At 71.1% G+C, this 24198-nt stretch carries 24 protein-coding genes; 11 read left to right on the forward strand and 13 right to left on the reverse strand.

Features of this window, described 5'->3' with window-relative positions; all coding sequences use genetic code 11:
• Window positions 1–36 precede the first annotated feature (36 nt).
• From ACIQRW_RS31760 to ACIQRW_RS31780, 5 genes are all read left to right on the forward strand, one after another.
• On the forward strand, window positions 37–1341 hold the full coding sequence (locus tag ACIQRW_RS31760) for an ABC transporter substrate-binding protein (RefSeq protein ID WP_403766883.1): 1305 nt from the start codon (window positions 37–39) through the stop codon (window positions 1339–1341).
• A gap of 242 nt (window positions 1342–1583) precedes the next feature.
• Window positions 1584–2561 (forward strand): carbohydrate ABC transporter permease, encoded by a 978-nt coding sequence (locus ACIQRW_RS31765; protein WP_007452100.1) that lies wholly within the window; start codon window positions 1584–1586, stop codon window positions 2559–2561.
• Window positions 2558–3475, forward strand: a complete 918-nt coding sequence (locus ACIQRW_RS31770; RefSeq protein WP_403766887.1) for a carbohydrate ABC transporter permease — start codon at window positions 2558–2560, stop codon at window positions 3473–3475. The genes ACIQRW_RS31765 and ACIQRW_RS31770 overlap by 4 nt, the downstream gene beginning before the upstream one ends.
• 115 nt (window positions 3476–3590) lie before the next feature.
• Window positions 3591–5015 (forward strand): GH1 family beta-glucosidase, encoded by a 1425-nt coding sequence (locus ACIQRW_RS31775; protein WP_403766890.1) that lies wholly within the window; start codon window positions 3591–3593, stop codon window positions 5013–5015.
• 891 nt (window positions 5016–5906) lie between these two features.
• A complete protein-coding gene (locus ACIQRW_RS31780) occupies window positions 5907–6503 on the forward strand; it encodes a DUF417 domain-containing protein (RefSeq protein ID WP_403766893.1) in 597 nt (198 codons plus the stop codon).
• Between the two features lie 113 nt (window positions 6504–6616).
• Here ACIQRW_RS31780 and ACIQRW_RS31785 read toward each other — a convergent pair whose 3' ends face one another.
• Entirely contained in the window at window positions 6617–8086 is a 1470-nt protein-coding gene (locus ACIQRW_RS31785; protein ID WP_403766896.1) for an MFS transporter, read from the reverse strand.
• 111 nt (window positions 8087–8197) lie between these two features.
• Window positions 8198–9208, reverse strand: coding sequence for a hypothetical protein (locus tag ACIQRW_RS31790; RefSeq protein WP_403766899.1), 1011 nt, complete (start codon window positions 9206–9208; stop codon window positions 8198–8200).
• A gap of 242 nt (window positions 9209–9450) precedes the next feature.
• Between ACIQRW_RS31790 and ACIQRW_RS31795 the strand changes: the two genes are divergently transcribed.
• Both ACIQRW_RS31795 and ACIQRW_RS31800 read left to right on the forward strand, forming a co-directional pair.
• On the forward strand, window positions 9451–10107 hold the full coding sequence (locus ACIQRW_RS31795; RefSeq protein ID WP_403766902.1) for a hypothetical protein: 657 nt from the start codon (window positions 9451–9453) through the stop codon (window positions 10105–10107).
• Between the two features lie 152 nt (window positions 10108–10259).
• Window positions 10260–10529 (forward strand): hypothetical protein, encoded by a 270-nt coding sequence (locus ACIQRW_RS31800; RefSeq protein ID WP_403766905.1) that lies wholly within the window; start codon window positions 10260–10262, stop codon window positions 10527–10529.
• A gap of 199 nt (window positions 10530–10728) precedes the next feature.
• Here the strand turns inward: ACIQRW_RS31800 and ACIQRW_RS31805 are convergent, their stop codons facing one another.
• Entirely contained in the window at window positions 10729–11679 is a 951-nt protein-coding gene (locus ACIQRW_RS31805; protein ID WP_403766908.1) for a GlxA family transcriptional regulator, read from the reverse strand.
• A 70-nt stretch (window positions 11680–11749) separates the two neighbouring features.
• On the opposite strand from ACIQRW_RS31805, the gene ACIQRW_RS31810 reads away from it, so the two are divergent.
• The gene (locus tag ACIQRW_RS31810) at window positions 11750–12136 is read left to right on the forward strand and encodes a cupin domain-containing protein (protein WP_403766911.1); all 387 of its coding nucleotides are present in this window, start codon (window positions 11750–11752) and stop codon (window positions 12134–12136) included.
• Window positions 12137–12195: 59 nt separating this feature from the next.
• On the opposite strand, the gene ACIQRW_RS31815 is transcribed toward ACIQRW_RS31810, so the two are convergent.
• Window positions 12196–12522: a winged helix-turn-helix transcriptional regulator gene (locus ACIQRW_RS31815; protein ID WP_403766914.1), complete on the reverse strand. Its 327-nt coding sequence runs from the start codon at window positions 12520–12522 to the stop codon at window positions 12196–12198.
• Between the two features lie 147 nt (window positions 12523–12669).
• Here ACIQRW_RS31815 and ACIQRW_RS31820 point away from each other — a divergent pair, with 147 nt between their 5' ends.
• On the forward strand, window positions 12670–13584 hold the full coding sequence (locus tag ACIQRW_RS31820; RefSeq protein ID WP_403766917.1) for an NAD(P)-dependent oxidoreductase: 915 nt from the start codon (window positions 12670–12672) through the stop codon (window positions 13582–13584).
• Between the two features lie 47 nt (window positions 13585–13631).
• On the opposite strand, the gene ACIQRW_RS31825 is transcribed toward ACIQRW_RS31820, so the two are convergent.
• The 4 genes from ACIQRW_RS31825 to ACIQRW_RS31840 all read right to left on the reverse strand — a co-directional run bounded on the left by ACIQRW_RS31825 (window position 13632) and on the right by ACIQRW_RS31840 (window position 17048).
• Window positions 13632–14906, reverse strand: coding sequence for a mannosyltransferase family protein (locus tag ACIQRW_RS31825; protein ID WP_403766920.1), 1275 nt, complete (start codon window positions 14904–14906; stop codon window positions 13632–13634).
• Between the two features lie 263 nt (window positions 14907–15169).
• Window positions 15170–15637 (reverse strand): hypothetical protein, encoded by a 468-nt coding sequence (locus ACIQRW_RS31830; protein ID WP_403766922.1) that lies wholly within the window; start codon window positions 15635–15637, stop codon window positions 15170–15172.
• Window positions 15630–16130, reverse strand: coding sequence for a SigE family RNA polymerase sigma factor (locus ACIQRW_RS31835; protein WP_403767179.1), 501 nt, complete (start codon window positions 16128–16130; stop codon window positions 15630–15632). Before ACIQRW_RS31835 ends, ACIQRW_RS31830 begins: the two co-directional genes overlap by 8 nt.
• 108 nt (window positions 16131–16238) lie before the next feature.
• A complete protein-coding gene (locus ACIQRW_RS31840) occupies window positions 16239–17048 on the reverse strand; it encodes a hypothetical protein (RefSeq protein WP_403766925.1) in 810 nt (269 codons plus the stop codon).
• A gap of 335 nt (window positions 17049–17383) precedes the next feature.
• Here ACIQRW_RS31840 and ACIQRW_RS31845 point away from each other — a divergent pair, with 335 nt between their 5' ends.
• Together ACIQRW_RS31845 and ACIQRW_RS31850 are read left to right on the forward strand one after the other, a co-directional pair.
• Window positions 17384–18202 (forward strand): hypothetical protein, encoded by an 819-nt coding sequence (locus ACIQRW_RS31845; RefSeq protein ID WP_403766927.1) that lies wholly within the window; start codon window positions 17384–17386, stop codon window positions 18200–18202.
• A 56-nt stretch (window positions 18203–18258) separates the two neighbouring features.
• Window positions 18259–18846 (forward strand): Uma2 family endonuclease, encoded by a 588-nt coding sequence (locus ACIQRW_RS31850; protein WP_403766930.1) that lies wholly within the window; start codon window positions 18259–18261, stop codon window positions 18844–18846.
• A gap of 4 nt (window positions 18847–18850) precedes the next feature.
• Here ACIQRW_RS31850 and ACIQRW_RS31855 read toward each other — a convergent pair whose 3' ends face one another.
• From ACIQRW_RS31855 to ACIQRW_RS31875, 5 genes are all read right to left on the reverse strand, one after another.
• Window positions 18851–20887 (reverse strand): ABC transporter transmembrane domain-containing protein, encoded by a 2037-nt coding sequence (locus ACIQRW_RS31855; protein ID WP_403766932.1) that lies wholly within the window; start codon window positions 20885–20887, stop codon window positions 18851–18853.
• Window positions 20838–21047, reverse strand: coding sequence for a lasso peptide biosynthesis B2 protein (locus ACIQRW_RS31860; RefSeq protein ID WP_403766935.1), 210 nt, complete (start codon window positions 21045–21047; stop codon window positions 20838–20840). The genes ACIQRW_RS31855 and ACIQRW_RS31860 overlap by 50 nt, the downstream gene beginning before the upstream one ends.
• Before the next feature lie 236 nt (window positions 21048–21283).
• The gene (groL, locus tag ACIQRW_RS31865) at window positions 21284–22906 is read right to left on the reverse strand and encodes a chaperonin GroEL (protein ID WP_265600218.1); all 1623 of its coding nucleotides are present in this window, start codon (window positions 22904–22906) and stop codon (window positions 21284–21286) included.
• 344 nt (window positions 22907–23250) lie between these two features.
• A complete protein-coding gene (locus ACIQRW_RS31870) occupies window positions 23251–23457 on the reverse strand; it encodes a cold-shock protein (protein WP_003967346.1) in 207 nt (68 codons plus the stop codon).
• Between the two features lie 442 nt (window positions 23458–23899).
• The gene (locus ACIQRW_RS31875) at window positions 23900–24178 is read right to left on the reverse strand and encodes a MoaD/ThiS family protein (protein ID WP_003967347.1); all 279 of its coding nucleotides are present in this window, start codon (window positions 24176–24178) and stop codon (window positions 23900–23902) included.
• Window positions 24179–24198 lie beyond the last annotated feature (20 nt).

Below are 24198 nucleotides of genomic sequence, written 5' to 3' on the forward strand. Positions count from 1 at the left end.
GCGCTCGGTTCATCCCGAAGCCAAGGGAGGCTTCCCATGCCCATCGCCCGAGCCGCCAAGCGAGCCACCGCCCGCCTCGGCGCTGTCGTCCTCGCCGGGGCGCTCCTCGCCGCCTGTGGATCCAGCGACTCGTCGGACTCCTCCGACAGCGCGGGCGGAAAGGTCACGCTCAACGTCGACCTCTTCGGATCCTTCGGCTTCAAGGAGGCCGGGCTGTACGAGGAGTACCAGAAGCTCAACCCGGACATCACGATCAAGCAGAGCGACACCCAGGACGAGGCGGACTACTGGAAGTCGCTCCAGACCCGGCTCGCGGGCGGCGGCGGTCTCGCCGACGTGCAGGGCGTCGAGGTGGGCCGCATCGCCTCGGTCACCCAGCAGCAGTCCGACAAGTTCCAGGACCTGAAGGAGTTCGGGGCCGACAAGCTCAAGGGCGAGTTCGCGGAGGCCAAGTGGTCGGCGGCGACCACCAAGGACGGCAAGATCCTCGGCCTCGGCACGGACGTCGGCCCCGAGGCGATGTGCTACCGCACCGACCTCTTCAAGCAGGCCGGGCTGCCCACGGACCGCGAGGAGCTCGCATCGAGGTGGGCCACCTGGGACGGCTACCTGGAGCTGGGCAAGCAGTACAAGAAGAAGGCCCCCGCCAAGAGCGCCTGGCTGGACAGCGTCAGCTCGCTCTACGGGATCATGATCGGCCAGGAGAAGGAGCGGTACTACGACGCCTCCGGCGAGCTGATCTACGAGAAGAACCCGGCGGTCAAGGAAGCCTGGGACACCTCCGTGGCGGCGGCCGAGGCGGGCCTGAGCGCCAAGCTGGACCAGTGGTCCCCGCAGTGGAACCAGGCGTTCGCGGCCGGTTCGTTCGCGACGATCCCGTGCCCGGCCTGGATGCTCGGTTACGTCAAGGGCCAGGCCGGCGACGCGGGCAAGGGCAAGTGGGACATCGCGAAGCTCCCCGGCGGCGCGGGCAACTGGGGCGGCTCGTACCTCTCCATCCCGCGTGCGGCCAAGCACAAGGAGGAGGCGTACAAGCTGATCGAGTGGCTGACCGCCCCCGAGCAGCAGGCGAAGGTCTTCCAGAAGCAGGGCAACTTCCCGTCCTCGACGGGCGCCATCGAGACGATCGCGGGCGCGAAGGACGAGTACTTCTCGGGCGCCCCGATCGGCCAGATCTTCGGTGAGGCGGCCAAGGAGTCCCCCGTCCAAGTGCTGGGTGTGCACGACCAGAACGTGATGCAGCAGATCACGAACGCGCTGAGCGAGGTCGAGCGCAAGGGGGCGTCGTCGGACAAGGCGTGGCAGACGGCGAAGAAGGGCGTGGACAACGTGATCGGCTGACGCCGCTCACCGCCCCACCGCCCCACCGCCTCTCCCCCCGCCGGTCAGGGCCGGTCCGCCCGCGCACACGGCGGACGGGCCGGCCCCACCCCCGTCCCTCTCCGCCCGCGCACGGCGGATGGACCGGCCCCGCCCCGTCCCTCTCCCCGACCGCGCGCGGCGGACGGGCCGGCCCCACCCCCGCACCTCTCCGCCCGCCTCTCCTCCGCCCCCGCCCGCTCCCGATCCCGAAGGGCCGCACCGTGTCCCTCACCGCCACCGCGAAGGCCGGGCCTCGCCCGTCCGGAACCGGGCCCGGCCCCGACGACGGCCGGGCCGCCGCCCTCCGGCGCACCTGGCGCAAGGCCTCCCCGTACGCCTATATCGCCCCCTTCTTCACCCTGTTCCTGGCCTTCGGGCTCTTCCCGCTCCTCTACACGGCGTTCGTCTCGCTCTACCGGGTCGAGCTCCAGACGAGCGGCGAGATGGAGTGGCGGGGCATCGCCAACTACACGGCGCTGTTCACCGACGAGTACTTCTGGATCTCGCTGCGCAACACGTTCACGATCGGCGTGCTGTCCACGGTCCCGCAGCTCGCGATGGCGCTCGGCCTCGCGCACCTGCTCAACTACAAGCTGCGCGGTCGGACCTTCATCCGGACGGCGATCCTGCTCCCGTACGCCACGTCGGTGGCCGCGGCCACGCTCGTCTTCGCGCAGCTCTTCGGCCGGGACTTCGGGCTGATCAACTACGTGATCGGGCTGGTCGGCTTCGATCCGGTGGACTGGCAGACCGGCACGGTCGCCTCGCAGATCGCGGTCTCCAGCATCGTGATCTGGCGCTGGACCGGGTACAACGCGCTGATCTATCTGGCGGGCATGCAGTCGATCCCGCACGAGCTGTACGAGGCGGCGGAGATGGACGGGGCGTCGCGCTGGCGGCAGTTCATCCACGTCACGCTCCCCGGGCTCCGACCCACGATCGTCTTCACGGTGATCATCTCGACGATCGGCGCGACCCAGCTCTTCGGCGAGCCGCTGCTGTTCGAAGGATCGATCTCCGGCGGCATCTCGCACCAGTACCAGACCCTCGGCCTGTACATGTACGAGCAGGGCTGGGGCTTCTTCCACCTGGGCCGGGCCGCGGCCATCGCCTGGGTGATGTTCGTCCTGATCGTGGTGCTCGTCGGGGCCAACGCCCTGCTCGTGCGCCGCCGCGCACGCAAGGAGGCCGGCCGATGACCGCGCTCGCCGCACCGCCGACCGCGCCCGGGAAGGGCCGCCCGCCGCAGGACCCGCCGCGCAAGCGGCTGCGTAAGGGGGGCGGCGGGGCGGGCCGGACGATGAAGGGCGGCTGGCTCTCCTACCTCATCCTCGGCTTCGCGCTGCTGATCTCCGCGTTCCCGTTCTACTGGACGATCGTCGCGGCCAGCCGGTCCAACGCGGACCTGGCGCAGGTGCCGCCGAGCCTGCTGCCCGGACCGAACCTCATCAAGAACTTCGACGCGGTCCTCGAAGAGGCCGACATCGGCAAGGCCCTGCTCAACTCGCTGATCGTGTCCGGCTCGATCACGCTCGGCACGGTCCTGTGCTGCACGCTGGCCGGATTCGCCTTCGCCAAGCTGAAGTTCCGGGGCCGGGGCGCGCTGCTGACGCTGACGATCGGGACGATGATGATCCCGCCGCAGCTCGGTGTGATCCCGCTCTTCATGCTGATCGCCGAGCTCCAGTGGGTGAACCAGCTCCAGGCGGTGATCCTGCCGGGCCTGGTCTCGGCGTTCGGGGTGTTCTTCATGCGCCAGTACCTGGTGCAGTCGCTGCCGGACGAGCTGATCGAGGCGGCCCGGGTGGACGGGGCGTCGACGGCCCGGATCTTCTGGTCGATCGTGATCCCGATCGCGCGGCCGGGGATGGCGGTGCTCGGGATGCTCACGTTCATGACGGCGTGGAACGACTTCTTCTGGCCGATCATCGCGCTGTCGTCGCAGGAGCCGACCGTGCAGGTCGCGCTGCGTCAGCTCGGCGGCGGTTACGTCAACGACCAGTCGGTGATCATGGCCGGCACGCTGCTCGGCACGCTGCCCGTGCTGCTGGTCTTCGGCCTGCTGGGCCGGCAGATCGTCGGCGGCATCATGCAGGGCGCGGTCAAGGGCTGACGCCGTACGCCGCCCCGGCCCCGCCCGCGGGCTTACTCGCGAGCCCCTCCACCACTCACCGCCCCTCCCCGCGGGACCCTCCTCCGCCCCTCCCTCACCTCTGGAGTGTCAGTCCATGACCGCTGTCGATGCCCGTCCGGCGAACTCCGCGGGTCCCCGCCCCGACACCGTGGCGGAGCTCCGCTTCCCCACCGCGTTCCGCTGGGGGACCGCCACCGCCGCCTATCAGATCGAGGGCGGAGCCACCGAGGACGGCCGTACGCCGTCCATCTGGGACACCTTCAGCCGGACGCCCGGCAAGGTGCGCAACGGCGACACCGGTGACATCGCCGCCGACCATCTGCACCGGATGCCGGACGACGTGCGCCTGATGAAGGAACTGGGCGTCACCGACTACCGGTTCTCCGTCTCCTGGCCCCGGGTGCAGCCGACCGGCCGGGGCCCGGCCGTGGAGCGGGGCCTGGACTTCTACCGCCGTCTGGTGGACGAGCTGCTGGCGGCCGGGATCAGACCGGTCGCCACGCTCTACCACTGGGACCTGCCGCAGGAGCTGGAGGACGCGGGCGGCTGGCCGGAGCGGGACACGGCGCACCGGTTCGCGGAGTACGCGGGCCTGGTGGCCGGGGCGCTGGGCGACCGGGTGCCGACCTGGACGACGCTCAACGAGCCCTGGTGCGCGGCGTTCCTCGGGTACGGGAACGGGGTCCACGCCCCCGGCCGGACCAGCGACCTCGCGGCCCTGCGCGCCGCCCACCACCTGAACCTGGCACACGGCGCGGGCGCCCGCGTCCTGCGCGACCTCCTGCCGGACACCGCCGAGATCTCCCTCACCCTGAACCTCCACGCGCTGCGCCCGCTGACGGACACGGAGGCGGACCGGGACGCGGTGCGCCGGATCGACGCGGTGGCGAACCGGATCTTCCTGGACCCGGTCTTCCACGGCCGGCTGCCGCAGGACCTGGTCGAGGACACGGCGGAGGTGACGGACTGGTCGTTCGTCCGGGACGGCGACCTGGAGGTGACGTCGACTCCGATCGACTCGCTGGGCATCAACTACTACTCCCCCAGCGTGGTTTCGACGGGCGCGTCGGAGTCCCCGTCGCCGTGGGCGGGCGCGGAACAGCACGTGGCGTTCACCCCGGCGGCCGGCCCGCGCACCGCGATGGACTGGCCGGTCGACGCGAACGGCCTGTACGAGCTGCTGACCCGCCTCCGCGACGAACTCCCGGCCGTGCCGCTGCTGGTGACGGAGAACGGCGCGGCCTACGACGACTACGCCGACCCGGAGGGCGCGGTCCACGACCCGGAGCGGGTGGCGTACCTGAACGCCCACCTGGCGGCGGTGCACCGGGCGATCGCGGACGGGGTGGACGTGCGCGGGTACTTCCTGTGGTCGTTGCTGGACAACTTCGAGTGGGCGTACGGCTACAGCAAGCGGTTCGGCATCGTGCACGTGGACTTCGCGTCCCAGCGCCGCACGGCGAAGGACAGCGCGCGGTGGTACGCGGAGGTCATCGCGCGGGGCGGCCTGGAGCGCTGAACCGGGGGCGGGCCGGGCGGCTGACGGCCGCCTGCTGCCTGCCGGTCACGGGTTACGGGTACGGGTTACGGGTTACGTAGGGGCTCGGAGCGGCATGCGCTCCGGGCCCCGACGCGTGTCCGGGGGCTGCTCGGGGTGCGCGCGGGACCTGCGGGCGGTGTGCCCGGCCGAACAGTACGGGCGGTGAGAGTTTTCTCCCGGAATCGGCCGGACGACTTTCGGCCGGATGAATCACCGGTGAAGTCCCCCGCACCGGCGGGTAGCCGGTCCGGAGGGCGGCGGAGCACCCGCATGGCCCGAAGAGGCCGTGGGAGTACGGCCCGACCCGCGCCCCCGGAACGCAACGGGGCCCGGCGCCGGGAGAACGAGGCTGCTCAGCCGAGGAGGGGACCGGAGCCCGTCCGGGCCGGTGAGCCGGGCGGCGGCCCCGCCGGCACGGTCGGCTCCGATCGTCTGCGCGGCCGATCTCCGGGCGCCGTGCGCGCCACCGCCCAACACCCTTCGCCCTGATGCAACTTGGCGCGAATCCGTTGCCTCCGGCAGCGGCCGCTCCGTACGCCTCTTGACCTCCGGACCCCCATCCGTATGGTCTAGACCAAGCACTGAGAGGCAGTCGGCGGTGGTGGTCACGAGCCGCCCCTGCCTCGCCCACGTACCCGGCCAGGCGCGTTCGACCTCACCTTCCGAACCCTCCAGATCCGTCAGATCCGTCAGATCCGTCAGATCCTCCAGCCGAGGAGAACCCCGGGGCACCAGCGAGAGGCCCGTCACCCCGTGCGCCGAAGCGACAAGAGCTGACGCTTCCCGCAAACGCCCCACAGGCGCCCGCGTACCCGCGCGGACCGCCCATGCACGCTTTCCCACCCCCACGGACACAGCGGGAGATCGCACATGAGGAGCCACACCGCCGAGCCGAGTCTTCCCCCGCCCGGCAGCGCACCTGAACCTCCGTCCCACACAAGCGGGTTCGGCCGCGAACGCCCGGCGACAGCCGGCGCCCGAGCCGCCCTTCAACGGCTGGCCGACCACGTCAACGCGCGCGCCCTCGTCCTGTTGAGGGTGACCGTCGGGATCGTCTTCCTCGGCTTCGGCGTCCTGAAGCTGTTCCCCTCGGCCAGCCCCGCGGAGCAACTGGCCGTCGACGCGGCCACGAAGATGACCCTGGGCCTCGTACCGGAGACGGTGCTGCTGCTCTCCCTCGCGGCACTGGAGACGGCCATCGGGATCGGTCTGATCGCGGGCGGCCGCCTGCTGCGCCCCGCCCTCGTCGTGTTCTTCCTCCACATGGGCGGCGTGTTCTCGACCCTCGTCCTCCTCCCCGACGCGATGTGGCAGCCCCACTCCCCCGCGCCGACCATGGAAGGGCAGTACGTCGTCAAGAACGTGGTCCTGGTGGCCGTGTGCCTGGTCGTGGCCGCCGACGCGTGGGGAAGCCGGTCCAGGTCGTCACGGCGGCCGGACGGGACCGATCGAACAGCGTCGGGCTGAGGGGAGCAGGGGCCCCCGCCCTCGGAATGCTCCGGCACGGCAGCGTCAGCACCCATGGCAGCACCAGCCTCAGCCCCTGCGAACGAGGACGGGGGCGGGGGCGGGGACAGCGATCAGCCGACGTGGACCGGAACCTCGGCGAGCTGCGGCGGGGTGACAGAGGAGCGCGGCCCCCGGAGCATGGTCGCGGCGACGACCGCCGCGACCACCAGGGTGACGGCAGTGGCGAGGAACACCGCGGAGTAACCCTCGGTGAGGGCGGTCGCGGTCGCCCGGCCGGAGCCGTCCGGGGCGGACCGCTCGACGGCACCGAGGTAGATCGTGGTGAACACCGACAGGCCCACGCAGCCGCCGATCTGCATGGCGGAGTTGACCAGGGCCGATGCCGCGCCGGCGTCGTGGTGGCCGACGCCGGCGAGCGCGACGTTCTGCACCGGGATGATCACGAACGCGATCCCGATGCCCACGACCACAAGGCCGCCGAAGACCTCTGTCCAGTAGCTTCCGTCGGCCGTGATGAAGGTCAGCCACAGCATCCCGGCCGCGGCGATCAACGGCCCACCGGTCATCAGGACACGCGGCCCCCGGGTGGGCAGCAGCCTGGCGGCCACGGGTGCGGTGATCATGGTCGCGAAGGTCATCGCGAGACTCGCGAGTCCGGCGAGCAGCGGGGAGAGCCCGAGCACGATCTGGAGGTGGAACATCAGGTAGAGGGTCATCCCGATGTAGACGGCGCCGATGGCCGCCTGGATGAGGAACGCTCCGGCCCGGGCGCGGTCACGCACGACCCGCAGCGGCAGCAGCGGCAGCGCGACGCGGGACTCGATCCACACGAACACCGCGAGCAGCACCAGGCCGGCGGCGAGGAAGCCGACGGTGTCCGGCTCGGTCCATCCGGACTCGGCCAGGGTGAACCCGTAGACCAGGGCGGCCAGGCCGAGGGTGACGGCCAGGGTGCCCCAGATGTCGTACCGGTTGTCGCCCTCGACGCGGCTCTCGGAGACGAACAGCAGCGCGCCGATCAGGCCGACGACGGCGAAGACGATGTTGACCAGCAGGCACCACCGCCAGTCGGCGTACTCGGTCAGGACGCCGCCCAGCGCCAGGCCCACCGCGGCACCGGTGCCGGCGACGGTGCCGAAGACCGCGAACGCCGTTCCGCGCTCCCGCCCGGCCGGGAACGTGACCGTCAGCAGCGCGAGTGCGGCGGGGGCCAGCAGCGCCGCGAAGGCACCCTGGAGACCGCGCGCCGCGATCAGCTCGGTCCCGCTCTGCGCGAGTCCGCCCCAGACGGAGGCGGCGCCGAACCCGAGCATCCCGACCATGTAGCTGCGCTTGCGCCCCCAGTAGTCGGCGACGCGTCCGCCGAGCAGCAGCAGCGCGCCGAACGCCAGGACGTAGGCGGTGATGACCCACTGCCGCTCGGTGTCGCTCAGCTCCAGTTCGATCTGGGCCTGGGGCAGGGCCACGTTGACGATGGTCGCGTCGAGCACGACCACCAGCTGCGTCAGGGCGATCACCGCGAGCGCCCACCATCGGCGGGGATCGGGTGCGGAGGGCTGGGAAGGCAGGGGGACAGACATGAAGAAACCTCCGGGGTTCTGTCCAGATGAGCGCCGGAGGTTTCAAGCCTCGGACCAGACACCGGAAGGCGGGGTCCGACCACCTCGACCACGGGGCCGAGCCCATCCATCCTAACCACCGGCCGGGGCCCGGTCCGCGCCACGGACGGCCGTGATCCGGCTCACAGGGCGGGTGCGGCCCCAGTACGAGCGGGTGGCGGCGATCAGGGCGCATCCGTAGACGCCGAACGCGACCATGCCGATCCAACCGACCAGCAGCGCGTCGCCGGGCGAGGGGAAGTCGCCCTGGCGCACCGTGAACACACCGGCCGTGGCCAGAGCCAGGTAGCCGGCGCCGAGCACCCCGTACGGGGCCAGGGTGGCGGCACCCACCAGGGCCGGGACGAGCGGCAGCCCGCGGGGGACGCGCCTGCCGCGCAGCCACAGTGTCCAGCGCGGGTAGACCTGGCCCCACGGCCGGACCAGCCCCCACAGCAGGAAGACGCCGAGCGCGGCCAGCAGTACGGTGACGTCCAGGCCCCAGGACTCCAGGGTGAGCCAGACCCCCGACGCTCCGTTGCGCTCGGAGATCGCGAGCATCTGCTCGCCGGTGACCCCGGCGAAGGTGCCGCCTGACACCCATACGAGCTTCATCGCCACGTAGGGCAGGAACGCCACCGTGCCCGCACAGGGGGCGAGTTGCACCGACCGGGCGGCAGCGGACGGGGCCGGCGGGGCGGCCGCGACGATCGCGGCGGTAGCGGCACCCGGGCCGCCGACGGTCCGGGCAGTGGTCGCGAGCAGCACGCACCCGGTCGCCGCCAGGCCGTGGTTCGCGGCGGCCGACGCGCTGTCCACCCCTTGGCCGAACACCAGCGTGATGACGTCCATCAGCAGGCCGAACGCGGCGAACCCGGCCAGTACGCAGGTCACCCAGAGCAGTGCGCGCAGGCCCGGCCGCACCCCGTACCGCGTCACCGCGCCGGAGACCGCCGCGGCCAGCATCCCCACCACCACGACCGCCCAGTTCAGCGCCGGGGAGGCCGGGGTGCCGCCCATGGAGAACAGCGGCGTTCCCCGCAGCACGCACACCAGGCCGAAGCCCGCGTACGCCACCGCCCAGACGGTCGTGGCCCGGTCCACCCGGCTCGGCCATCGTTGCCACCACGCGCGCCGAAGCGCCCTCGTACTCGCCTCGGAACCTGTCCCCGTAACTGCCTCGGCCTCCATGACCCGAACATCACACCGGCAGAGCCGTGCGACATCAACCGCCAGAACGAACCGCCTCCCCCGCGCGGGGCACCGCCCTCGTCGTTTCCGGTTCCCGAACAAGCCCCGCGAAGAGTTCTGTGTCGCACATCCAACCCCCCTTTCATGGAACTGATTTGCTGAGACAGAACGCCGCCGCAGCCGTGACAGCCCTCGCCGCCACCACCGCCTGCGGGCCCGAGGACCCCACGGAGAACGGCGCGGCCGCCCCCACCGCCGCTTCCTCCCCCGCCGACGGCGCCAAGGACGAGGCCCCCTCCGGCGACAGCGCCACCGGCGGCGAGAGCACCGCGGCGAGCGGCTCCCAGTCCAGCAGCGGCACCGGCGACCAGGGCGAAGCCGACACCGGCGACAAGAGCGGCTATGGCCAGTCCTGCGGCACCAACGACCTCGACTTCACCGTGACGTGGGAAGCCCAGCCGATCAGCCACTACCTGCTCACCGCCAAGGCCAAGTCCGGCATCACCTGCTATCTGGACGTCAACACCCCCAGCGTCCCCTTCGGCTCCGGAGCCGAAGGTGTCGCCTCGCCCGTCGGCCAGGGCGGCGAAGACCCGATCAAGCTCTCCGGCTCCTCCGTCGCGTACGCCGGCATCAAGGTCAAGACCACGGAGGGCGAGGGCGGCAAGCAGTTCGAGCACGTCATCATCGCCACCACGGAGGAGGACCCCGACCCCGCCCAGGTCGAGCTCCCCGACACGGCCACCGTGGACAAGCCGATCGTCACCAACTGGTCGACCAAGCGCGACGAGACGATCCCGACCATCATCTGACAGCCCGGGCCGACGGGACGGGGTGAACATCCGTCCCCCGGCGGGTCCCCTGTCCCCACAGCTCTTCCAATCAGGCCGAATAGCCTGCTTGACACCGGAATTGACGTGGTGGTCACTGGTAAGCGAGCCACTCGGGAGGGGAGGGCAGCAGCATGGGCAGACCCTGGGAAGCTGATCCTGACACCGGCTTCAAGAGACGTCTCGGAAAGTCGGCACTGGAACTGCGCGCCACCAGCACCGGACCCGAATGCCCGGATATCTGGGAGCTGGAGAACGGTGACATCGCTGTAATCGGACGCGATCTCACCGGCTCCCTGGGGGCGCGCCTGCCGGACGGAGTCTCCATCAGTCCCGATGAGCGCCTCGTGGTCATCCCCCGCAGGATGCTCATCGCAGCAAAGGCGGACATCCCTGATGTTTGAGTGCTTCCGCAGCGGTGCCGGTGAGGCGTTCTCCGAGTGGGAGATCGCCCCGCTCGATCCGCCCACCGCTATCTGACCGCTGACCGCGCGGGCGTGCCGTTCGTCGGCCTGATCGCGACCAACACTTGGGAACACACCAGGGGCGGGTTGGTCGCCCTCTGGCAGCGAAAGCGCCGAGCCGGCGACATCCAGGAGGCTGTCAGCTCGGCTCCGCCCGAAACGCCCGGCGGTAGGCGCCCGGTGTCGTGCCCAGGGCGTCGAGGAAACGTCTGCGGAGGTTGGTGGCCGAGGAGAGCCCGACGCGGCGGGCGACGGTGTCCACCGGGAGGTCGGAGGATTCCAGCAGCTCCCGGGCCGCGATGACCCGTTGTGCGAGCAGCCACCGTCCCGGGCTGGTGCCGAGCTGCTCGGTGAAGCGACGGGCCAGGGTTCGAGCGGAGCAGCCGGCGTGTACGGCCAGGTCCTCGACGGCGAGGGGTTCGTCGAGGCGGCCCGTCGCCCACTCGACGAGCGGCGCGAGCGAGCCGTCGACCTGGGAGGGGTGGGGCGGCGCGGCGTACTGCAGTTGACCGCCTTCGCGGTGCGGCGGCATGACCATGTTCCGGGAGACGTGCGCGGCGTACTCGGCTCCCTGATCGGCCCGTACCAGGTGCAGGCACAGATCGATTCCGGCCCCGGCGCCCGCGCTCGTGGCGACATCGCCGTGGTCCACGTACAGCACGTCCGGATCGAGGCGGACGGCCGGGAACCGCGCGGCGAACTCGTCCGCCAGCGCCCAATGAGTGGTCGCCGAGCGGCCGTCGAGCAGACCGGCGTGTGCCAGGGCGAATGCGCCGGAGCAGATGCTGACCACGCGTGCGCCGCGCTCGTGGGCACGGCGCAGAGCCCGTACGACAGCGGGCGACGGGGGTTCGTCGGTGGGCAGCCAGCCAGGGACGATCACTGTGGCCGCCCGGTCCAGGGCGTCAAGGCTTTCCGTGACGAGCATGTCGTATCCCGCGCGCGTGGCGACAGGGCCCGGGTTCTCGGTGCATACGCCGAAGCTGTAGCGGGTGGGCAACTCGCGCCGCGTGATGCCGAACACCTCAGCGGCGCAGGCCAGTTCGAAGGTCGACTGGGGTGCGTGGACGAGTGCCGCTACACGGTGCATGGCAGGAAAGTACCGGAGAACGTCAATCGAGACACTGGGCGGGACGTCGGCGGTCGACGAGGCTTGCCCCATGACGAAACAGAAGCCACGAAAGGCACAGAAGACGCAGGCAGAAGGCACTTCGGCGCAAGCGGGCGGGCAGCTGCCCGGCTATGTCTGGTCCGCGGTGCACGACGCGCCCACGCAGGAGATCTTCCCCGGCATTCGCCTGCGCCCCCTGTGGAGCGGCGGGAACGGCGCGAAGGCACAGCTGCTGGAGATGGATCCGCACACGTGCTGGGAGGGCGTCGACGTCCACGAACCGGGGCCGGAAGAGGTCTTCGTGGTCTCCGGTGTCTTCAACGACGGCCAACGGGACTATCCCGCAGGCTCGTTCATCCACGCTCCCGCCGGCTCGTCGCACATCCCGCAGACGACCTCGGGCTGCACGCTCTTCGTCTTCTACCCCGAAGGCTGAGTGCCTGCGTGCCTGCGTGCCTGCGTGCCTGCGTGCCTGCCGCGGCCGGTCACGGCAGGTCACGGCAGGTTTTCGAGGTGCTCCATGTGCTCCTCGCCCCACTCGCCGAGCGGCATCAGCGCGGCGACCAGTGAACGGCCGAAGCCGGTCAGCGAGTACTCCACCTTGGGCGGCACCTGCTCGTGCACCTCTCGGTGGACGAGCCCGGCCGCCTCCAGCTCGCGCAGTTGCAGCGTCAGCATCCGCTCGCTGATTCCGGCGACCGTCCGCCGCAACTCCCCGAAGCGCAAACGCTCTTCCTCGCCGAGCCAGAAGAGGATCAGCCCTTTCCATTTTCCGCCCATGACGGCGATGGCGGCGTCGAATCCGCAGGTGTACTTCGGCATGACCTCTCCCACTGACAAGAGTGTGGGTACCGAACAAAAATGTCGGTACTTGTGCAATCTATCGTGCCGTCACAGCATGGAGATCGCCGGAGCCCGGGACCAACGGGCCCTCCGCATTCCCCCCAACTCCCGGAACAGGAGCGGAAGATGTCCACGCACAACCAGCACCAGCACCAGCACAAGCACCGGACGCCCGTGACCGTCATCGGCCTGGGCGCGATGGGTAGCGCACTGGCGGCGGCCTTCATAGCGGCGGGACACCCGACCACGGTGTGGAACAGAACCGCGTCGCGGGCTGCCCCGCTCGTCGCCCAGGGCGCCGCGCATCCGGAGACAGTGGCGGAAGCCGTCGCGGCCGGCCCGCTGGTGATCACCTGCCTGACGACGTACGAGGACACCATCGAGGCCCTGGAGCCGGCGGCCGCCGCGCTGAAGGGCCGGGACCTCGTGACCCTCAACAGCGGGTCCCCGGCCGGCGCCCGCCGCACGGCGGAGTGGGTGCGAGGGCACGGCGCACGCTACCTCGGCGGTGCGATCAAGAACGTACCGCCGGCGGTGGGCGCCGGGGACACGCTCCTCTACTACAGCGGCGATGCCACGGTCTTCTCCGCGCACGAGCCGGTACTGCGGGTGCTGGGTGGGGACACCGTGTATCTCGGTGCCGACCCGGACCTCGCCGCGCTGTACGAAATGGCGGTGGGCGGCACGCTGCTGCCTGCCCTCGTCGGCTTCTTCCAGGGGGCGGCGGCGCTGCGGGCGCGTGGCCTGGAGGCGGCTTCGATGGTGCGGTTCAGCGAACAGTGGTTCCAGATGATCGCTTCGGTGCTGCCCGTGCTGGCCCGGGAGATCGACAGCGGCGACTACAGCGAACCGCTCTCGTCGGTGAACGTCTTCGTGGCCGGGGCCGCGCACGATGCGGAGCTCGGGAAGGAGGCGGGCCTCGACGTGGAGTGGCACAAGCCGTTCCACGAGCTGCTGGAGCGGGCCGTGGAGGCCGGTTACGGGACGCAGAGCATCGCAGCGCTGACGGAGATCCTCAAGGAGCCCCGGCGGGCCGCATAGGGCCACCGGGGCTCGTCATCGGCACGGGTGCCGCAGGCGGGACGTACTCACCCCGCCCACCTCCCCGTCAGGAACGTCAGCGCGACGAGCGTCGTCACCGGCGCGGCCACGCTCAGGTACGCCGTCCTGAACCACGGCCTCCGCAGGCTCAGCGCCGCCAGGCCGATCCACAGCGGCCACCACAGCAGCGTCGTGCGCGGGATCGACGTGTACCAGTACGAGGTGCCCAGGGCCCAGAGGCTGAGGGCCACGTACAGCGCCTCGGGCCAGCGGCGGCGGTACAGGAGTACGGCCACCAGCGCGAGCCCCACCAGCATCGCCACGAGTTCCGCCTGGAACATGAGCGCGTAGCCGGTCGTCTGGGTGTGGCCGAACGCCCCGTTCCACGTGTTCGCCCACGCCTCCCACGGGGTGTGGAACGTCCGGTACCAACCGCGTTCCTGCGCGTGCTTCCAGGCCATCCAGTCGCCGGTGCGGGCGTGCAGATACCAGCTGTACGCGGCCGGGGGCAGCGCCGGAAGCAGCGTCCAGCCCGCCGCTCGCCAGCTCCGCCGGTCCCGCTTCTCCCGGGCGGTCAGCACGAAGAGCAGGGCGATGGCGGCGGCGAGGAACAGGCCGCTGACGCGCACCGTCGTCGCCAGCGCCGTCAGCACGGCGGCGGGCGCCCAGCGGTGCCGCACGGCGGCGAGCCAGGCGGGCAGGGCGAACGCGAGGAACAGCGCCTCCGTGTAGCCGGCGGCCAGGAACACCGCGCAGGGCGAGAGCAGGAAGAGAACAGCCGTACGGCGGCCCGCCGCGTCCTCCGGCAGATACGCCCGCGCGATACGGGCCAGGGCCAGTACGGCCACGGCCCCCGCGACGAACGAGATCAGCAGCCCGGCCGCCGTCCAGTCCGGAACCACCGTGTGCACGGCCCGGAGCAGGAGGGGATAGCCCGGGAAGAACGCCTCCCGGTTGTCCCAGCCGCTCGTCCACGGGCCCGTGCCGGCGGGGAAGTAACCGTCGCGCGCTATGTGGAGGTAGTGGTTCGCGTCCCACCGCTGGAAGGGCGCGAGTACGGGCGCCGGCTCCCGCGTGCCGGGGCGGGCCGGGAACAGCCAGCGGGCGAAGTGGGCCGTGATCCACAGGGATATTCGGGTCAGGAGGTAGAGCCACAGTACGGCCCGGTCGGCAGGGGTCAGACGGGCCGCCGCCCGGCGGAGCCGCCCCGCCCGGGGCTCGGCCGGTTCGGCGATCCGGGGCCCGGGGCGCGATGGCGTCCGGGGCTCGGGTGGTACGGGGCGGTCGGCAGGAGGCCGCAGCCCGGGGGAGAGCGTGGACAACTGAGGCACCTTTCGGGCGTGCCTCGCGGATACGTCGAGGCGTACGGGATCGCCCGGTGAGCTCGCCGGGGCGGGGAGGGAGCGGAAGCGGACGGGCCCGGATGGCCCCCGATGGCCCCGATGGCCCCGATGGCCCCGATGGCCCCGGATGGCTCGGACGGAATCGGGCTATCGGTACGGCGGCGGCGCGGTGTCAGGCGGGGTCAGCCGGTGTCAGGCGGGGTCAGCCGGTGTCAGGCGGTGTCAGCCGGTGTCAGGCGGTGTCAGGGCATCGACGTCGTCCCTTCGGTCGTCGCCGACGGCGTGGACGTCGGCGACGACCGCGTCGTGCTCGCGCTCGTCTCCCTGCCCGTGCCCCTGCCCGTACCCGTACTCGTGGGTGCTCCGCCCGGCCCGGTGGACCCGCCCCCCGGCAGCGTGGTGATCGGCGTCGGCGGCAGGGACGGCGGCTGCGTCGGAAGCCGGTCCGACGGTACGGGCGACGGGTAGCTGGGCGACGGGACCGTGGCCGGGGCGACCGGCCGCGGCCGGACCGGCAGCAGGCCCACCGCGACCGCGCCGCCCCCGCCGACGACCAGGCACACGCCCACCGCGACCACGGCCATCCGGCGCCGCTGCGCGCGCATTCCTCGTTGTGTGATGCTCGACGCGTCGTCCGCGTCGGAGCGGGTCTGCCCGAACTCACCGGCCTCCCGGAACAGGGACCGCAACGGATCCCGCGGGTCAGACATCAGGGGCCTCCTCGATGCGGGGGTCCCGCAGACGGTGGGCGAGCGCCGCCCGTCCGCGAACCAGATGCGTCTTGATCGTGCTGCCGGAGAGCCCGGTCTCCCCGGCGATCTGCTGGACCGTGAGGTCGCACAGGTAGTGCAGAGTCAGCGTCCGCCGCTGCTGCGGAGGCAGTTCCCGGAGCGCGTCGACCAGGACCACATGGCCCGGGTCCGGCGGCTCCACGTGTCCGGGTGCGCCGCTCCCCCGGCTCCACGCGTCCGCCGAACGCCGCCGGAAGCGCCAACGGCTCACCGCCAGCCGCCAGGCGACCGTACGGATCCACGCCTCGGGGCTGCCGTCGCGGTCCAGCCGGCCGCGCCGGACCCACGCCTTGACGAACGCCTCCTGCACGACGTCCTGCGCCTCCTGGAGGTCGCCGGTCATCACGTACAGCTGGCCTGTGAGACGTGCGACCGCCTGGGCGTAGAACTCTTCGAACTCCTCGACGGTCAAAAGTTGCTCCCGGATCTTTCGCTTCACCGGGTATACGCCCGCCGCAGGTCATCCGGTCGACACTACCCAGGAGGAATCGGGGGTGACGGTCGTCACAGCATCACAGCGTCACAGCGGTTGAAGGGCGCGGCGCAGCGCGACGATCGCGACCGGCCGGACATCGTGCCCGTGCTGTTCCATCCAGGCGAGCCACGCTTCGACGTCGTCGTCCATGTCTGGCTCCTCGCCCTTCCCGGCGTCGGTCGTTCGCTGCCGCAGCCACGCGACGGCGTCCGCGCGCCGCTCCACCGCGTGAGGGGCCAGCTCGCCCACGGCCAGTACGAGTTGCTCCGCCGCCGACAGGTCGGGCTCGTCCTCGAACCGGGCCAGGAAGCGGTCGACGAGGTCGTCTGCCCGGTGGGTGGCCCGTGCGAGGACGGCGGCCACTCCGGCCCGGACGTCTTCTTCGCCTTCCACGTCGGCGGCGAGCCGCGGCAGCAGCGCGTCGACCGCCCGCTCCCAGGCGGCGGGCCAGGCGGCGGGTGCGGTGCGCCACCGTCCGCCGAGCTTCGGGCCGGGCCCCGCGGTGCGGGCGTCGTTTCCGGCGCGGGCGAGAACGGCGAGCGTCTCCAGCATCTGCGTACGCACGCTCACGGCCACGGCCGGGTCCCGGACGGCCTCGACGAGGAACGGAAGCACCTCGGGCGCAGCGGGCCACACCGAACTGCCGTCGCCGCAGCACACGAAGTGGAGAGTGGCTTGGGCGTCCTCGGCCGTTCGCAGGTCGGGCGACCAGAGCCGCTCCAGCAGGTCCGGCCCGTACTGCCCGTCCGGCCCGGGGATATAGGGGTCGATCACCTTCGCCCAGTCGACCTCCGCGACCAACCGGCCCGTCAGTTCCGCACCCGCCCCCGCGCCCACGCCCTCTGTGTCCTTCATGCCGCCCCCTCCGATCCGCTTCGACCTCCCGAAGCTCAAGCCGTGAGATCCGAGCGCTCTTAACAAGGATGGGGTGGATGGGTCAGTTGTCCCACCCACCCACCCTGGCTGCGAAGTTGACAATTTGTGATCGAGTTGCGACGCACGGTCGCCAGGCTCTAGCGTGCGGAGGACCTGCACAGAAAAAGTCGACCCCCACCGGTGCTCCAACACCGACAGGGGTCTGACCACCGAAGATCGCCCCAACTCGAAAGAACACGATCCCCATGGCTGCCAGCCAGTTTAGTGATGCCCACCCCACCCCGCGCGAGACCCCGCACAAAGAGCCTCACCCGATGGCCAACCCCGGCTACGGCAAGCGCTCCGCCCCCGGCGAACGCCCCCGCACCGACCGGGACTTCGCCCACCTCCTCCCCCGTGACGCCGCCGTCGCCGCCTACATCGACCGGCTGCCCGACGGCTCCGACATCTCCGTGAAGACCCTGGCCAAGCACCTGCCGTACGGCCAGTGCGCCCTTGGCACGACCCTCAACCGGCTCCAGGGCGCGGGGCACCTGCGGCGCGGAAGCGAGTGCGTGATCACCGACGAGGTCATGCTCTGGGTGACCCGCACCTTCTTCTCCCGCACCGCACGCGAGGACGACTGGTGGAACGCCTACACCCGGGGTGACGCCCCGCCGGACGAGCCTCGGCGGCCGACCCGTTCGCGGGCGTTCATCCTGCTGGCGGCGCTCGGCCGGACCGCCCCCGCGCTGACGCTGTCCGCAGCCGACTGCGTACATCTGGAACCGCAGGTCAGCGAGTGGTTCGCGCGGGGTGCCACGGAGGCGGAGCTGCTGCACGCGCTCACCGGCGGGCTGCCGTCGCCCGTCCACTGCGCCGCCCGCCTCGTCGAACGGCGCCTGCGCGACAAGCTGCCGCCCGAGCGGGTCCTGCCCGGCCCCCGTACGGTCCTGCGCACTTTGGAGTGCGGTGAGTGCGGGGCCCCCGGCATGCCCGAAGCGCTGCTCGGCGGCCTCTGCCGGCCGTGCCGGGGGCCGTCCCCACAACCGCCGGTCGGCCCGCCGGGAGCCGTGCAGCCGCCTGGCGTACGGGACCGGATGAACGCGGTCCGGGCGGGTCTGATCCCCCGGTCCGAAAGGACATACCGATGAGCGTGCAGGTCACCCACAGACCTGACAGGGCACGATGGAGGGGAGGAGGCGACGCCATGACCCCCAGCACCGCCGATCACGTCCCGCACGCTCAGATGTCCGTCGAGGACTTCGAGCAGCTCGCCCGCACGTCCCCCGAGACCGTGACGCTTGAGCTCATCAACGGAAAGCTGGAGGTCAAGCCCGTGCCGGACGGGGATCACGACGAGATCATCATGTGGGTCGCGATGCAGTGCATGCGGCAGCAGCCGGATCTGCGGCTGTACCGCGAACGCGGGCTGCGGATCGGCGGATACCGCAACGGCCGCGCCCGCCCGGACGGCACTCTGGCTCGCGCGGGCCGGTTCGCGGGTGACGGCGAGTGGTCGAACCCGGACCGCATCCTCATGACCGTCGAGGTGACGTCTCACGACCACGACACCGACAGCCGTGATCGCACGGAGAAGCGTGACGGGTACGCCGCAGCGGGCATCCCGGTCTACCTCCTCGTCGACCGCGACCACGACACCCTCGTCGTCCACAGCGAGCCCGACAAGGGCCGCTACCGGCAGCAGCATTCGTACGACTACGGCGACGCCGTGCCCCTCCCCGGCCCCGTCGACATCACCCTGGACACCGAGGAGCTCAAGAACTACGCCCGCTGAAGCCTCACCGCGCGTCCGCCGCCAGTTGCGTCGTCGCCAGCTCGCGGTACAGGTCGTCCCCGGCGATCAGCTCCTCGTGCGTGCCCGCCGTGCGGACCCGGCCGTCCTCCAGGACCACGATGCGGTCCGCGTGCCGGACGGTGGAGAGGCGGTGGGCGATGACCAGCACCGTGGTGTGTTCCGCCAGTTCGAGGATCACGTCGCGCAGCGCCTGCTCGTTGACCGCGTCCAGTTGCGAGGTCACCTCGTCGAGCAGCAGCAGGCGGGGGCGGCGCAACAGGGCCCGGGCGATGGCGATCCGCTGGCGTTCACCGCCGGAGAGGGTGACGCCTCGGTGGCCCACCGCCGTGTCCAGGCCCTCCGGCAGCCGGCCGACCAGGGTGTCCAGGCGGGTACGGGACACCGCCTCCCTCACGGCCTTCTCCTCGGCGTCCGGGGCGGCGAAGACGAGGTTCTCCCGCAGCGTCCCGGCCAGGACCGGCGCGTCCTGTTCCACATACGCCAGCGAGCCCCGCAGCTCGGCCAGCGGCCAGTCGCGGATGTCCCGGCCGTCCACGGTGATGGTGCCGGAGTCGTGGTCGTAGAAGCGTTCCAGCAGGCTGAACACCGTCGACTTGCCCGCCCCGGACGGGCCCACCAACGCGACCAGTCCGCCGGTCGGAACGTCGAACGTCACCCCCTTGTGGGCGGGGGCCCGCTCGTCCCCGTACCCGAACGTCACGTCCTGGAAGGTGACGCCGAGCGGAGTCGCGGGGATCTCCTGCCGTACGGTTCCGGGCTCGGTGGCCGGTTCGCCGGGCAGGGACTCGACCTCGTCGATCCTGCGCACCGCCGCGAGCCCGCTCTGCAGACCCGTCCAGCCCTCGACCAGGCCGCCGATCGGGCCCATCAGATAGAAGAGGTAGAGCAGGAACGCGATCAGCGACGAGATCTCCAGCGAGCCGGACGCGACCCGCGCGCCGCCCACGCCCAGCACCGCCAGGAACGCCAGCTGGATCGACATCGCCATCGTGACGTCGGAGACCGACGACCACCGCGCCACCGAGACGCCCCGGTCGTGCGCATGCCGGGCGGCCGCCGCGACGGCCGCCGTCTCCCGCTCCTCCGCCCCGCTCGCCTTGACCGTGCGGAACGCCTGGAGCACTCGGTCCAGTGCCGCGCCCATCGCGCCCACGGACTCCTGGGCGCGGAGCTGGGCCCGCTGGATGCGCGGCATCAGCAGGGAGGTCACGGCGCCGATGCCGACGATCACCACCAGCGTCACCCCGAGCAGCGTCGGATCCATGTACGCCATGAAGCCGATCGTCCCGAGCAGCATGAGCACGCTGTTGAACGACTCGACGAGGCCGCTGGAGAGGACCGTCCGCAGGAGGGTCGTGTCGCTGGTCACGCGTGACTGGAGGTCGCCCGGGGTCAGCCGGTCCACCGCCGGGACCTTCAATCTCATGATGCGGCCCACGAGTTGATCGCGTGCGCGGAGGACGACGCCTTCTCCCGTACGGGACATGAGATAGCGCCCGTACGCGGAGAGGCAGGCTCCCACCAGCACGAGCGCGGTCAGCGCGACGAGCGGTCCCGCGGGCGAGCGGTCCGCGGCGAACGCGTCGACCGCGTGTTTCGCCATCAGCGGCATGGCGAGGCCCGCGACGGATCCGGCGAGCGAGAGCAGACCCGCGCGCACGAGCACGCCCCGGTGCGGACGGACCCGGGAGAGGAGGAGCCGGAGAGGGGACGGGCCCTCACCCGGCTCGCCCTTGGCGAACCCCTCGACTGGCCCCTCGACGAACCCCTCTGCGGTCCCCTCTGCGGACCCCTCTGCGGACCCCTCTGCGGTGTCCCGGACAGGCTGTTTCCCGGCGGGCTGTTTCCCGGCGGGCTGCTCCCCGGCCGGCTGCTCCCCGGCCGGCTGCTCCCCGGCCGGTCTCCCTTCGGGATCCCGCGCGTGCGGCGAGGCGGCCCCCTCAGGCCCGCGGCCCTCGTCCGTCCTCGCCTCAGGCCCGCCGCCCTCGTCCGCCTCCGCCGTCCCCGCCACCGTGCTCACCCGGACCCCCTCCGTCTGCCGTCACCACCATCAAGGGACGCAGATCCGCCGGTTCCACCTGCTCGCCGACCGTACGGCCCCCCGCCCGCACCCAAGCATGCGGGGAGAACGGCGGAGCCGCCCGCACCCCCGCGCACCAGTCGGGCAGGACACCGGACACCCGGCAGGCCAGGGCGACGGCGACCGAGGGGGCAGGCAGCCGTGACGGCCCGCGCGGCGGCGGCTGATGGCGACGACCGCCGCGAACACCTCCCGCCTCTCCGCGTACGAGGCCGGGCCGTCGGGGAACGCCACAGGGGCGGCACCTCCGCGAAGGAGATACCGCCCCTGTGGGACGTACGACGAACTTCGATCAGCCGGAGGGCTCCCGGGCGGGCCCGGGGCCTCCGCGGCGGATCAGAAGTCCATGTCACCGCCCGGCATGCCGCCCGGAGCGGCCGCGCCGGCCTTCTCGGGCTTGTCGGCGATGACGGCCTCGGTGGTGAGGAAGAGCGCGGCGATGGACGCGGCGTTCTGCAGAGCGGAACGCGTGACCTTCGCCGGGTCGATGATGCCCTCGGCGATCATGTCGACGTACTCACCGGTCGCGGCGTTGAGGCCGTGACCGATCGGCAGGTTGCGGACCTTCTCCACCACGACGCCACCCTCAAGACCACCGTTGACGGCGATCTGCTTGAGCGGGGCCTCCAGCGCGAGCTTCACGGCGTTGGCGCCGGTCGCCTCGTCGCCCGTGAGGTCGAGCTTCTCGAAGACGGCCGAGGCCTGGAGCAGAGCCACGCCACCACCGGCGACGATGCCCTCCTCGACGGCGGCCTTGGCGTTGCGCACCGCGTCCTCGATGCGGTGCTTGCGCTCCTTGAGCTCCACCTCGGTGGCGGCGCCGGCCTTGATGACGGCCACGCCGCCGGCCAGCTTCGCCAGACGCTCCTGCAGCTTCTCGCGGTCGTAGTCCGAGTCGGAGTTCTCGATCTCGGCACGGATCTGCTTGACGCGACCCTGAACCTGGTCGCTGTCACCGGCGCCGTCGACGATCGTCGTCTCGTCCTTGGTGATGACGACCTTGCGGGCACGGCCGAGCAGGTCCAGGCCGGCGTTCTCCAGCTTGAGACCGACCTCCTCGGAGATCACGGTGCCACCGGTGAGGATGGCGATGTCCGCGAGCATGGCCTTGCGGCGGTCGCCGAAGCCCGGAGCCTTGACGGCGACGGACTTGAACGTGCCCTTGATCTTGTTGACGACCAGGGTGGAGAGCGCCTCGCCCTCGACGTCCTCGGCGATGATCAGCAGGGGCTTGCCCGACTGCATGACCTTCTCCAGCAGCGGGATCAGGTCCTTGACGCTGGCGATCTTCGAGTTGACGATCAGGATGTACGGGTCGTCGAGCGACGCCTCCATACGCTCCATGTCGGTCGCGAAGTACGCCGAGATGTAGCCCTTGTCGAAGCGCATACCCTCGGTGAGCTCGAGCTCCAGACCGAAGGTCTGGGACTCCTCGACGGTGATGACGCCTTCCTTGCCGACCTTGTCCATCGCCTCGGCGATCTTGGCGCCGATCTCGGTGTCGGCGGCGGAGATGGAGGCGGTCGAAGCGATCTGCTCCTTGGTCTCCACGTCCTTGGCCTGCTCCAGCAGAGCGGCGGAGACGGCCTCGACGGCCTTCTCGATGCCCCGCTTGAGGGCCATCGGGTTGGCGCCTGCGGCGACGTTGCGCAGACCCTCGCGGACGAGAGCCTGAGCCAGAACGGTGGCGGTGGTCGTACCGTCGCCGGCGACGTCGTCCGTCTTCTTGGCGACCTCCTTGACCAGCTCCGCACCGATCTTCTCGTACGGGTCCTCGAGCTCGATCTCCTTGGCGATGGAAACACCATCGTTGGTGATCGTGGGCGCGCCCCACTTCTTCTCGAGGACGACGTTACGGCCCTTGGGGCCGAGGGTGACCTTGACGGCGTCGGCGAGCTGGTTCATCCCGCGCTCGAGACCGCGCCGTGCCTCCTCGTCGAACGCGATGATCTTGGCCATGTGAAGTGGTCCTCCCGGACAGGGGTGGATTCTCCGGACCGAGAGGCGCCCGCGACGGACGGCCTGCCTGCGTGGTGGTTCCTTGCCCCATCGCGCCTGCGGGCCTCACCGGCCCGGTCCAAGTTTCTGTCACTCTCACCTGGAGAGTGCTAACGCCAATGATTAGCACTCGACCCCTGCGAGTGCAAGCGTCCCCCTCCGGATGTGGACAGCGGCGCCCACCGGACGGGGCCGGCGGCGCGCCTTCCCTGCGAGGTCACCGGGGCGCACGTAGGGCCCGGTCCCCTGATCCGGGGGCCGGGCCCTGCGTGCGTGAGTAGTGTCGTCGGACGACCGCGCCGAGCTCAGCCGACGGCGAGCTTGACCATGTCGGCCTGGGGCCCCTTCTGGCCCTGCGAGATCTCGAATTCAACTCGCTGACCCTCTTCGAGGGTGCGGTACCCGTCCATCTGGATCGCGCTGTAGTGGACGAAAACATCCGCACCACCGTCGACCGCGATGAAGCCGTACCCCTTCTCCGCGTTGAACCACTTGACGGTGCCCTGAGCCATGCCTAACTCCCCTATTACTGGCCCTTGCACGGGACCGCACTTCGCGGGCCCGGGTCGGAACTCACCCTCCGACAGGAGAGGGTGTGCGGCGCCGCAGCGCGTCGACCGCGGCCGAATGTATCCGCCCAACTGCCCTCTGCAACAGGTCAATCGGACGAGAATTCTGGGCACAGAAGAACACGCGAATATGCGGGTTTGCTGAGATTTACGGGCAAGTCGGGCCACGCAAAGGGCACTTATGCCACAAGAGGTTCACGTACTTTGGCTGCTTCTTATCGGAGCCGGGCGCATTCTCATATGCGGGCGGCACGGGCAGCGGACGGGGCTTCCCCAACTGTACCGTGCTCAACCATACAGAATTGCCCCCTCCGCTTCTCTCGCGGAGGGGGCAACTGTGGTCACACAGGGGTGCGATGGGCCGCCGTGGAGCGGCCCGGGCGGTTCAGCAGCCGCCGGCGACCGCGGGGATGATCGAGACGCCGGCGCCGTCGGGCGTGGCCGCGTCCAGGCCGCCCTCGAAGCGCACGTCGTCGTCGTTGACGTACACGTTCACGAAGCGGCGCAGCTTGCCCTGGTCGTCCAGGACGCGGGCCGCGATGCCCGGGTGGTCCTTCTCCAGGGACTCGATGACCTCGGAGAGCTTGGCGCCCTCCGCCGGGACCTCGGCCTGGCCGCCCGTGTACGTACGGAGGATGGTGGGGATGCGGACCTTGACGCTCATGGTGGGTGCCTTCCTGAGTC

The sequence above is a fragment of the Streptomyces sp. NPDC091287 genome, from assembly GCF_044768525.1.
Taxonomy (GTDB): domain Bacteria; phylum Actinomycetota; class Actinomycetes; order Streptomycetales; family Streptomycetaceae; genus Streptomyces.